An 8,458-nucleotide genomic window follows, 5' to 3' on the forward strand; every position below is an offset into this window, starting at 1 on the left:
AAATTGTTAAATTTAGTATTATTAAGTGATTTTTCCAAGAAAAATAATCTTCAGTTAGAAGAGCGGATTAAAGAGCTTATCTTAGTGAAATCATTTAAACTAGGATATTTTCCCTCCCAGTCAGATAAAGAAAAGAAATACTTTGCTGCGGCAAAGAAATATTTTCGTTCTTTAGATATAAACGAGTTCCTTTATTTTGATGTAGATGAGGAGTATGACGAAACCTTGCTGCGAGAGCTCGAAAGCTGTGATGGCCTCTACTTATCCGGCGGGAATACCTTCTATTTTTTAAAAAACTTACAAAAGAGAAACTTGCTGGGAAAACTAAATGAGATGGCAATCAATGGGAAACTATTGATTGGTGTGAGTGCCGGAAGCCTTTTGATGTCAAAGACGATAAAAATCGCATCATACATAGATGAAAATTTCGTTCACTTGGAACAATTAAACGCTTTAAATTTAATAGAGTTTGAGTTTATGCCGCACTGGAATACACAAAAGAACCAGTTGCCGGAACTTTTGGCGTATTCTAAACAGAAGACAATTTATACCTGTAATGACGGTGATGGTATTATCATTACAGGTGATCATATCGAGTTTTATGGGAAGATTAATGAAATTCGTAATGGAAAAATCATTGAAGGGGGTTCACATCATGCATGAAGAAGGATTTATTGAAGTAACAGGCGGCAAGGTTTGGTATGAAATTTACAATAAAAGAGGCGCTGGGACACCAGTCATCATTTTACACGGAGGACCAGGGTCCTCGTGTTATTCACTCCAAGGGTTAAAAGCTTTGGCACAGGATCGTCCAGTTATTTTTTATGATCAACTTGGTTGTGGCAGGTCGGAGAGGCCAACGGACAGTACATTATGGAAACTTGAACGGTTTGTCGAGGAATTAGCCCAAATCAGAGGTGCCCTTAACTTAAATGAAGTACATATTTTAGGTCATTCATGGGGGACGACGCTTGCTGCAGCTTATTGTTTAACAAAGCCAAGCGGCGTGAAAAGTGTTATTTTTTCAAGTCCCTGCCTTAGCGCACCTTTGTGGGAGGAAGATCAGCGGCGGAACCTGAAAAAGCTGCCGCAAGAGATCCAAGAAACCATTTTACGCTGTGAAGAATCGGGAATGACAGATTCTAAGGAATATCATGAAGCAACGCTTGTGTTTAATAAAAACTTTGTAAACAGAATGGATCCGTATCCAGACTGGCTGAAACAAGGCTCCCAATATCGCAATCCAGAAGTATACAATATTATGTGGGGACCGTCTGAATTCACAGTACTAGGAAACTTGAAAAATTTTGATTGTTCTTCCCAATTAAAGGAAATCACTTGTCCCACTTTGTTCACGTGCGGTCGCTTTGATGAAGCGACTCCGGAATCAACTGAGTATTTTAGCAGACTGACAAATAATGGCAAATTTCACATGTTTGAAAACAGTGCTCATATGCCGTATGTCGAAGAGCCGAAGGAATTTTTGGAAGTGATAGGAGAGTTCCTGAATTCAGTCGACTAAAATTTACAAAAAATCCACCAATCCATCATGGTGGATTTTTCCTTTTTAAAAAAGATAATTCGCATCTATTATTATTTTGCTATTATTAATAAGAAAAATAGATTTAGAAGAAGGAATATATAGGATTATGCCGAAATGTGTTATAAGACAATTTTCCTATATAAGGGGCAATGCAATGAAACACATGGGTCAAATCTCTTTAGTATCCATTTCAATCCTTTTTTCAATATATCAAAGATTCTTCGAACATCATCCCTTTTTCACGCTTGATTTTTTAATTTTTACCGCAATCGCCTGGGTGGTCGGATGGCAATATGATAAAGCTCGCTACTTGGGAAAAAAAGCTCGTGACAGTGAGGAAAGTTACAAGAAATTGATAGATTCCTTACCTGAACCGGTTTATATTACCCAAGACCATAAATTTATCTATGTAAATCAAGCTGCATTATCCATGGCTCGTGCAAAGAATATAGAAGAATTGTTTGGAAAAACCATTATGGATTTCATTGTTCCTGAATATAAGGAACGTTTATTGGAGCGATATAAGCAAATTAAAAAAGCAAAACAGCCGGTCAATACGATTGTATACAAAGCACGGCGGCTCGACGGAACGATATTTTATTTTGAGGCTTCTTCAATGAATATCGTATTTGGCGGCAAAGATGCGCTTCTGTCGATTGGGAAGGACATAACCGATCGAAAAGAGCAAACAGACCGTTTGTTACAAAAGTCTGAGAAACTGGCATTATTAGGACAAATGGCCGCCGGGATTGCCCATGAAATCCGTAATCCACTTACTTCTATCAAGGGTTTTATCCAGCTATTTAAGGCCAATCAGCAGCAGGATGAGTATTTTGATATAGTTTTAGCAGAGCTTGAACGAATCAATTCGATTGTTGGGGAATTTCTTTTTTTGGCAAAACCAACCGCGGCTGTTTTTATTGAAAAAGATGTAACGGTTTTGATTAAGGATGTCATCACCTTAATGAACACCCAATCCATATTAAACAGTGTGGAAATCTTCGTCGATTTTGAAGGGGTGATTCCGACAATCAGCTGTGAGGAAAACCAGTTAAAGCAAGTATTTTTAAATCTTTTAAAAAATGCTATTGAAGCTATGCCGGATGGCGGTAATATTTTTGTGAAGGTGAAGGAAAGAGAAGAAGGAAATATTTCGATAAAAATTACTGATCAAGGGGTAGGTATTCCTATTGAGAGGATCGCCACTCTTGGTGAGCCTTTTTATACGACCAAAGAAAAAGGAACAGGTCTCGGTTTAATGACCTGTTTCCGGATTATTGAAAGTCATAATGGCCAGCTTTTGATCCAAAGTGAAATAAATCAAGGCACAACAATTGAAATCGTTTTGCCGACGATAACACAGCCATTGCTGAAAAAGGAATACAGCTATTCATAGCTCAAAAAGAATCTTCAAGGACTGGAGATTCTTTTTTTTTGCAAGAAGATGTCGATTTCGGTAGTTCGTTGTATGAAAAGGTCGAAAATATTGGAATCCCGTCTTTTTTTAGCTTGTTTTAGCGAAACGATTCTACTAATTCGATAACGTGATATAATACATTTTGCGTCAATTGTTTACAGTATTCGAAATTATTACATATTTTTTCTGAGGTGTATTTTTGTTATGAGAGAGGAACAGTTAGAAAAGGCAATAAACAAGAAAAGAGACGAGATGATAAAAATAGGTTTGGCAAAAGGACTCCAATGCGAAGAAACAATTCTCTGCAGCCAGGAACTAGACGATATGATTAACGAATATAATCGATTAAAATTGCGGCCAAACCGTTTTAATCCCATCCAACAATATCATGAATTTATACTTTTCTTAAATGAATGCACATTTAAGCTTTTAATGTTAGGGTGCAGTTCATACATTCGTTACTTTCAAGTTTAAAGGATTTATATTTGGAAATAATATTCCATTGAGGACTTCTGAACTATTAATTTATGATAATCCTAGCACTTGGTACTATTAATAGTTTCGGAGGGGAAAATAGATTGAAAAAAGTCCTGCTATATGTGATTATTTTTACAATCATTGTTCCAATGGTTCCTCATAATAAGATTTTTGCCGAGCAGGCAGAACCAATCGTTAAAGTGAAGTTGATTAATTATTTAGGCAACAAATCAGAAATTACACTAAAACCAAATGGAGATTATCTTACGAGTGACCAGAAAATAAAGTTAATTTCCGGTAATAGTTATCTACTAAAACAGGAAAATGGAAAAATCTCTTTATATAACGATGGCGTTCTTCTTTATTCTTCTAATGTTTTATCGGCTAAACCTGTAAAGCCAAATTCACAGCTTTCCATCAATAATCGCATCTACCTTGGCAGTTTTGATTTTGAGGTGGAAAATAACCGATATGTTCGTCCGATTAATTCTGTATTCATGGAGGATTATTTAAAAGGTGTTGTGCCCATTGAAATGTATCCTTCATGGAATGTTGAAGCACTGAAAACGCAGGCTGTGGCGGCAAGAACGTATGCGATGAGCTACAGTACTCGTGGTGTTATTGATGATACGATCGCTTATCAAGTATACGGCGGCTACAATTGGACGACGAATACGTCAAAAGCTGTTGATGAGACGAAGGGACAGGTTGCTGAGTATAACGGACGGTTAATCAATGCGGTATATTCTGCAAGCAACGGCGGACGGACTGAGAATAACGCTAATGCCTGGGGGACTGCACTCGTTCCTTATTTAGCTATCAAGCAAGACCCTTATGACCCCAAAACAGTTTGGAGCTTTATTCTTCATAAAAGTCAAATGGATATATCCTCTCTTGATTTAGCAAAATCTTCTGAATGGTGGTCCACAGCGAAAGAAGCAGATCAGACGATTACATCTAATATTAAAATGTGGTTAAATGCCAATGGTTATGCAAATAATGAAATTAAAATCACGGCTATCCCTGAATTTTCTTTATATGCTGCTGGTTCTGGCGGCAGAGTAAATAAGGGGAGCATTACGGTCGAGTTTTTAGAAAAAGATATCGTGGATGCCGATGGAAAATTAATTCTCAAGCGTCTAGCCATAGCCGATGTAAATGCATCAAAAGTCCGCTCCATAATTGGGAATCGTGCAATGTGGAGTTATTTAGTGACTCAATTTAAATCTGATAATGAAACGTTTTCTGTCAAGGGATTAGGTGATGGCCATGGTGTCGGCATGAGTCAATGGGGCGCCAAAAACATGGCCGATGCCGGGAAAACTTACGATGAAATTTTAAAATTTTATTATAACGGGATTTCCATTGTAAACATGTACGGACCTTCATATGCGGTGCAAGGCAGCAATCGAACTGGCTGGGTAAAGGACCATGGGAAGTGGTACTTTTTTAATCCAAAAGGTTCAATGGCAACAGGATGGTTAAAGAATGCCAGCCAGTGGTATTATTTAAATGGCAATGGTGAAATGCAAACAGGCTGGAAGTCTATCGGCGCGAAATGGTATTACTTGAAGCCAACTGGAGAAATGGCGACTGGATGGCTTAAGGACAAAAATAAATGGTACTACTTAACTTCCACAGGTGCAATGGCAACCGGCTGGATCAAGGATAAAGGAAAAACCTACTATTTATCAAAAAGCGGCGAAATGGTTCAAAACCGTCAATATATTGCAGGAAAATGGTATCAATTCCATACGAGCGGGTATTTAATCAGGTAATCACGGCTGAATTCCTTCAGCCTTTTTTTATTGGAATTTTTTATTTTGGAACTATGTTGATTGGAGCGCAAATCAACAGCTAATTTTAAAAAGAATAGATAAATAGATTCCCATTTTGCTATAATGATAAATAGGTGAAGTATTGTAAAAAATAGGTAGTTAAAAATCAACAGGTCTTTTTTGCAGGAGGTTTTATGAACAAAAATAAATATGTGTTCTGGGGTTTAGTAATAACGACCCTTATTTCGGCCCTCGATGCCAACATCATGCAAACGGCAAGCCCGACCATCGTGAAGCAGCTTGGCGGTATGGAGTTATTCGCCTGGATATTTGTCGTTTATATGCTGGCAAGCACCGTTACCGTTCCACTATACGGAAAACTTTCAGATATGTACGGACGGAAAAAGCTGTTAATGCTCGCGGTCGGCTTATTTACTCTGGGGTCGATTCTTTGCGGCATGGCAAACTCTATGGTAATGCTGATCATTTTTAGAGGTATTCAGGGCTTAGGGGCCGGCGGGATGATTCCACTCTCCATCATCATTGTTGGAGATTTATTTACCATCGAAACACGAGGGAGAATTCAGGCTGTTTTTAGCAGTATTTGGGCAATATCCTCTATTGTCGGTCCTGTTCTAGGTTCTTTTTTTGTTGAAGCATTATCTTGGAGATGGATTTTCTTCATCAATATTCCAATAGGTATTGCCACCGTGCTGTGTTTAATACCTTATCAGGAACAATCTGAATTTAAGAAGACCTATATCGACTTTAAAGGCTTTTTCCTGTTCGGGATCTCAATCTCCCTGTTATTGCTGGCCACAAATGTCAGCCATGCCCTTTGGTACGTGATCATTGGATTTATTGGATTGATTGTCTTTGTTTTTGTAGAAAAGAAAGAGAAACATCCATTTCTTCCTGTTTCGTTGTTTAAAAACAAGGGAATCCTCATGTCCAATCTTTTTATGTTGGTCTACTGTCTTTCCTTTTTCGGAACATCCAACTTTATTCCTCTGTATTTGCAAGAAGGAAACCACATGAGCATTTATAAAAGCGGGCTGATTCTATTAAGTATTGCCATCGGCTGGATGTTTGGAAGCACACCGGCTGGCAAATGGATTATCCGGTTCGGTTATAAAAATTTATTTATCATTGGAAGCTTTATCACGGCTTTATCAGGACTGGCATTATTTTTATTCCTTAATGAACTATCCTACTTAGGGATGTTTCTAATTTTGACCGTCCAAGGGGTATCCTTTGGCTTATTATTTGCAGTTGGTACCATTGCCTCTCAGGAATTTGCTGACGCGGGTATTAAAGGGGTATCAACTTCCTTGCAAATGTTCTTAAGAAACATCGGGACCTCAATTGGGGTAACCATCATGGGCCTCCTTATTAACCAAGCGGCCAGCATTTCAATCGGCATGAAAAACGTCTTTCTATATGCATTATGTTTAAGTTTGGTAACGGTCTTATTAAGCTTCTTCATTCCAGCCAAAACAGCTGCTTTAAGAGAAAATTAAGATGAAAACCCGCCTTCCGTTGTAGACGAGGGCGGGTTTTTAAATTTATACTATAGGAAATAGAGACTAAGGGAGCAATGAAAATGAATTCGCAAAAAACGATTGTTGATAAGTTGAATCTTGCAAAATATCCGACGAAGCTCATACTTGGCCTGCCAGAAGCTGTGAGCGATTTTAATGATCTTGAATTCGATTCGTCCATTCAAAAAGAACAATACGATATGTGCTTTTTCTTTGTCTTCAGCTTAGAAGAGTTTTCCAAGCAAATAAAGCTTGTGATTGAAAAGAAACTATTGAAGGATAAAGGATATTTGTTCTTTGCTTATCCGAAAAAAGGAAATCCAACGTATAAGGAATACATAGAGCGCGATAGTATATTTCCTGGCATTGGTGTGGATGAAGCTGGCTATGTTTCCGGAAGTGATATTAAGTTCGCAAGAATGGTGAGCTTAAATGATGTGTTCACGGTGGTAGGATTGAAATCCGAACCAATGAAAGCAAAAAAAGCGGCAAGCTCAAAGGCTAGTCAATGTGTGGATGACTATATTAATAATGTGGAAGACATTAAGCAGTATTTAAACCATAAAGAGGATCTATTAAATTTTTATAATGATCTAACTCCTGGCTATCAAAAGGATTGGGCACGGTATGTATACAGTGCCAAAAGAAAAGAAACCCAGGAAAAACGCCTGCTCGAAATGGAAACCGTTTTGGGAGATGGTTTTAAATCCATGGAATTATATCGCCAAAGTAAGCGGAATTAAGATGAAAAATGGCCTTTGAAATGAGAGAGGCCATTTTTCATTGTTTTTTTCTTGGATTTTTCACTCAACTAAAGGTAAAATATTAAAATGATAAAATTAAAATAAAGAGTAGGTAGTAGACAATGATTGCAAAGACAGAAGAAGATTTTAAAAGTTTAAAGGAAATTGGTAAAATTGTGGCATCCATAAGGGATGAAATGGTTGTTCAAACGAAGCCGGGCATTACGACTAAAGAATTAGATGATATCGCTGGTGAGCTTTTTGAAAAAGCAGGTGCTATTTCTGCTCCAAAAGGAGAATACGATTTCCCTGGTTTTACCTGTATAAGTGTCAATGATGAGGTGGCACATGGTATTCCTGGTCATCGGGTTATTCAAGAAGGTGACCTTGTTAATATCGATGTTTCGGGTTCTAAAAACGGTTATTTCGCTGACACCGGCATCTCCTTTGTAGTCGGTGAAGGGAATGACATTTTGCAGAAAATTTGTGATGTGGCAAAATTAGCTTTTGAAGCTGGTCTAAAGAAAGCAAGACCAGGAGCTAAAAAAAGCGGAATCGGCAAAGCCGTCCACCAAACTGCTAAACAACATGGGTTAACCGTTATTAAGAACCTAACAGGGCATGGAATTGGCCGCAGGATTCATGAAGCACCGGACCATGTTTACAATTATTATGAACCATGGGATGATGAGCTGCTAAAAGAGGGGATGGTCATTGCCTTCGAACCTTTTATCTCTACTGAGGAAGAAGAAGTGTTTCAAAAAGACGATGACTGGACTTATGCAACTGAAAAAAGCTTTGTCGCTCAGATTGAACATACATTGATCCTTACGAAAGACGGACCAATTATTATTACACAATAATTAGTTTCTTATTAATATGAAAAAACTCGATTCATTTACCGAGAAGACGGAAAAAGACCTACATCGGTAAATGAAAGCTTAGTTCATTGACCGAAA

The 8,458-nt window shown here is 37.9% G+C and carries 8 protein-coding genes; all 8 read left to right on the forward strand.

The window, feature by feature from the left end:
• Positions 1-3 precede the first annotated feature (3 nt).
• The 8 genes from V7161_RS04660 (at position 4) to map (ending at position 8,362) form a co-directional block, all read left to right on the forward strand.
• The gene (locus V7161_RS04660; protein WP_335442652.1) at positions 4-663 is read left to right on the forward strand and encodes a Type 1 glutamine amidotransferase-like domain-containing protein; all 660 of its coding nucleotides are present in this window, start codon (positions 4-6) and stop codon (positions 661-663) included.
• Complete coding sequence (locus tag V7161_RS04665) at positions 656-1,522, forward strand: proline iminopeptidase-family hydrolase (protein ID WP_335442654.1); 867 nt, start codon at positions 656-658, stop codon at positions 1,520-1,522. Before V7161_RS04660 ends, V7161_RS04665 begins: the two co-directional genes overlap by 8 nt.
• 175 nt (positions 1,523-1,697) lie before the next feature.
• Positions 1,698-2,939, forward strand: coding sequence for an ATP-binding protein (locus V7161_RS04670; RefSeq protein ID WP_335442656.1), 1,242 nt, complete (start codon positions 1,698-1,700; stop codon positions 2,937-2,939).
• Between the two features lie 225 nt (positions 2,940-3,164).
• Positions 3,165-3,434, forward strand: coding sequence for an aspartyl-phosphate phosphatase Spo0E family protein (locus V7161_RS04675; protein ID WP_335442658.1), 270 nt, complete (start codon positions 3,165-3,167; stop codon positions 3,432-3,434).
• A gap of 104 nt (positions 3,435-3,538) precedes the next feature.
• Positions 3,539-5,215, forward strand: a complete 1,677-nt coding sequence (locus V7161_RS04680; RefSeq protein ID WP_335442660.1) for a SpoIID/LytB domain-containing protein — start codon at positions 3,539-3,541, stop codon at positions 5,213-5,215.
• 194 nt (positions 5,216-5,409) lie between these two features.
• Positions 5,410-6,735, forward strand: coding sequence for an MDR family MFS transporter (locus V7161_RS04685; protein WP_335442662.1), 1,326 nt, complete (start codon positions 5,410-5,412; stop codon positions 6,733-6,735).
• Positions 6,736-6,818: 83 nt separating this feature from the next.
• Positions 6,819-7,499 (forward strand): YdeI/OmpD-associated family protein, encoded by a 681-nt coding sequence (locus tag V7161_RS04690; protein ID WP_335442664.1) that lies wholly within the window; start codon positions 6,819-6,821, stop codon positions 7,497-7,499.
• A 122-nt stretch (positions 7,500-7,621) separates the two neighbouring features.
• Positions 7,622-8,362, forward strand: coding sequence for a type I methionyl aminopeptidase (gene map / locus V7161_RS04695; protein WP_335442665.1), 741 nt, complete (start codon positions 7,622-7,624; stop codon positions 8,360-8,362).
• Positions 8,363-8,458: the final 96 nt, after the last annotated feature.

Source organism: Neobacillus drentensis, from assembly GCF_036965425.1.
GTDB lineage: Bacteria > Bacillota > Bacilli > Bacillales > Cytobacillaceae > Neobacillus > Neobacillus drentensis_F.

Coding starts and splice junctions, on each gene's coding strand:
- V7161_RS04675 (WP_335442658.1), top strand. CDS start 3,165: ATGAGAGAGGAACAGTTAGAAAAGGCAATAAACAAGAAAAGAGACGAG.
- V7161_RS04665 (WP_335442654.1), top strand. CDS start 656: ATGCATGAAGAAGGATTTATTGAAGTAACAGGCGGCAAGGTTTGGTAT.
- V7161_RS04690 (WP_335442664.1), top strand. CDS start 6,819: ATGAATTCGCAAAAAACGATTGTTGATAAGTTGAATCTTGCAAAATAT.
- V7161_RS04670 (WP_335442656.1), top strand. CDS start 1,698: ATGAAACACATGGGTCAAATCTCTTTAGTATCCATTTCAATCCTTTTT.
- V7161_RS04685 (WP_335442662.1), top strand. CDS start 5,410: ATGAACAAAAATAAATATGTGTTCTGGGGTTTAGTAATAACGACCCTT.
- map (WP_335442665.1), top strand. CDS start 7,622: ATGATTGCAAAGACAGAAGAAGATTTTAAAAGTTTAAAGGAAATTGGT.